The sequence below is a fragment of the Marinobacter confluentis genome (assembly GCF_004785685.1).
GTDB lineage: Bacteria > Pseudomonadota > Gammaproteobacteria > Pseudomonadales > Oleiphilaceae > Marinobacter > Marinobacter confluentis.
Genome location: NZ_SRPF01000068.1, coordinates 1 through 306 on the forward strand (window position 1 = coordinate 1; position 306 = coordinate 306).

The 306-nt window shown below is 57.8% G+C and carries 1 pseudogene; it reads left to right on the forward strand.

Going from position 1 to position 306, the window contains the following annotated elements:
* Positions 1-306: pseudogene (locus tag E5Q11_RS17590) on the forward strand (metallophosphoesterase); the annotation flags it as partial.

Genomic DNA, 306 nt, shown 5'->3' on the forward strand with positions numbered 1-306 from the left:
ACGAGTGGAACGAATTCCTGGAATGGTTCTACACAATCCCGCTGTTTATCGACGAGCCAGATTTCCGTGCGGTACCTGCCTGCTGGGACAGCGGGCTGATTGAAAAATTCAAGGCCCACCAGGGCGGCGCCTGCATTGACGATGATTTCCTTCATGCCTCAGCCGCCATTGAATCGTTTGCCGGGCAGGTGATGGACACACTGTTGCGCGGCACCGATCTGCGCCTGCCGCCTGGGGTGAAAATTGCCGGGCGGGATGGCTATGTGCGCGAGTTTTTCCGCACCAAGTTCTGGGCGGATAACCCCA